Origin of the sequence: Microbulbifer halophilus, from assembly GCF_026183675.1 — a bacterium.
In the GTDB taxonomy this organism is placed as follows: domain Bacteria; phylum Pseudomonadota; class Gammaproteobacteria; order Pseudomonadales; family Cellvibrionaceae; genus Microbulbifer; species Microbulbifer halophilus.
In genome coordinates, this window is the sequence record NZ_JAPIVK010000075.1 from 1 (window position 1) to 2,182 (window position 2,182).

At 61.6% G+C, this 2,182-nt stretch carries 1 protein-coding gene; it reads right to left on the minus strand.

The genetic code is table 11. The features are described from left to right. Positions 1-2,098, minus strand: a 2,098-nt coding sequence (locus tag OQE62_RS19230; protein ID WP_265723664.1) for an amino acid adenylation domain-containing protein, incomplete at its 3' end; no start/stop codon positions are given. Between the last annotated feature and the right edge of the window lie 84 nt (positions 2,099-2,182).

Consider the following 2,182-nt stretch of genomic DNA (forward strand, 5'->3'; position numbering starts at 1 on the left):
CCACTACCGGTAGCGTCAGCCTTGCCTCGGCCTCTACCCACTGCCACGGCTCGCCGTCCTCCTCCACGATCCGTGTTCGGAACACCGCATGTCGCTCCACCAACGAGCGCAGGCTCCGGCCCAGCAATCCTACTTCCAGCGAACCTTCCAGCTTCACCCCCGACGGAATGTTGTAAGCACTGCCAGGACCATCCAGTTGGTACAGGAACCACAACCGCTGTTGCGCGTACGACAATGGCCAGGGTCCCTCGCCTTCCAGCGCCAGCAGTGGCGGCGCCGTCGGCGTCTCCCTGTCCAGACGCTGCGCCAACCCCGCCAACGTCGGCGACTCGAACACTTGCCGGATCGACACCTCCCAACCGTACCGGCTGCGCAATTGCGAGATCATCCGTACCACTAGCAGCGAATGGCCACCCAAAGTGAAGAAGTTGTCGTGCCTGCCCACAGGCGACACGCCCAGAAGTTCCTCCCAGATATCCGCCAGCAATCGCTCCTCTGCCGTCTCCGGATCCTCCTCGCTCGTCGGGCCCAACATTGACCGCTCCGGCGCAGGCAGTGAACGCCGGTCTATCTTCCCGTTCGCCGTCAGTGGCAACGACTCCAACCTCACATATGCTGTCGGTACCATGTAACTCGGAACACGCTTACGCAGATGCGCTTCGACCTCCGCCAACTCGACATCTGCGCCGAGGGCCAGATAGGCGACCAGCTGTCGCCCTCCCTGCCCAATGTCACGAGTCACGACAACCACTTCCCTAATCGCGGGGTGTTCGATCAACTGCTGCTCGATCTCGCCCAGCTCGATGCGATAACCACGGATCTTGACTTGTCCGTCAATGCGCCCGACGAATTCGAGGTCGCCCTCCCTGTTACGACGCACCCAGTCACCCGTGCGATAGAGACGTCGGCCGGGTAGCGTGGAAAAAGGGTCGGGAACGAAGCACTCGGCCGTGAGGCCCGGCCGGCCGACGTAACCGAGTGCCACACCCTCGCCGCCCACCCATAGTTCGCCCTTCGCTCCCTGTGGCGCTAGGTTTCCCCAGGCATCGACCACGTACGCGGAAGCCCGCGCGATAGCTCGCCCGATGGGAACAGCCACGCCCGCGGGAAGTGCACGCACTTCATGCACCGTGCTTATAGTGGTGTTTTCGGTCGGGCCGTAGGCATTCAGAAGTCGTTGCGCCTTTCCTTCACGGATTACTCGTCTCACGACTTCCGGATTCGCGACATCCCCGCCGAAGAACACGTTGCGCACGCCATCAAAAGCGGTCGGATCCGCGTCCGCCAATTGATTGAACAGTCCAGCCGTGAGCAGCATGACGCTCACATGATTGCGGCGTAGAAACTCCGGAAACCTAGTTGGGCTGAGCAGCTCATCACGGTCGACATGCAGTAAGCGGATTCCATTGAGGAGAGCGCCCCAGGTTTCGAATGTTGTCGCATCGAAGACACGGTTCGATATCTGCGCGAACACGTCGTCGCACTTGAATTCGATATAGTTGCTTTCACGCACCAAATGTATGACGTTGCGGTGTGTGACCTCCACGCCCTTGGGCTTTCCGCTCGACCCTGAGGTATACATCACATAGGCTGGCCATGGATCTTCACAAGGTCTCCGTATCCGCGGCGGGGCCGAGTCGCATACCGCAAGCTGCGCGACGTCGATCGGCATGGTCGCCACCGCAACACTGGGGCTCCACGGCAAGGAAGCGACGCTGGTCAGCACCAGCCGCGCGCCGGAGTCCCCGATGATGTGATCGAGGGCGGTCGCCGGATGGGCCGGATCGAGCGGCACGTACGCCGCCCCGACCTCGACAACCGCTAGCATTCCGACAACGAATTCCATGGTGCCTTCGACGCACAGGCCCACGCGGTCGCCAGGAGCGATTCCGCACTGCCGTAACCGCGATGCGACATGGCCCGCCAATTTGGCAAGCAGTCCATAACTCAATTGCGAACCGTTCTGATCGATCGCAATCGCGTGCGATACCCGTTCCGCCTCGGTAGCGAACAACCCGTGCAAAGACGCCTGAGGAACGGGAGTCCCATCGGCACATGCCATCGCAAGCAGATGCTGACGATCACTTCTCGTCAGCATCTCCACATCACCCAAGGCCCGCCGCGGCTCAGCCACTACCGCTTCCAGCAACCGCACGTAGTGGCGCCCCAAACCAGCCACCGT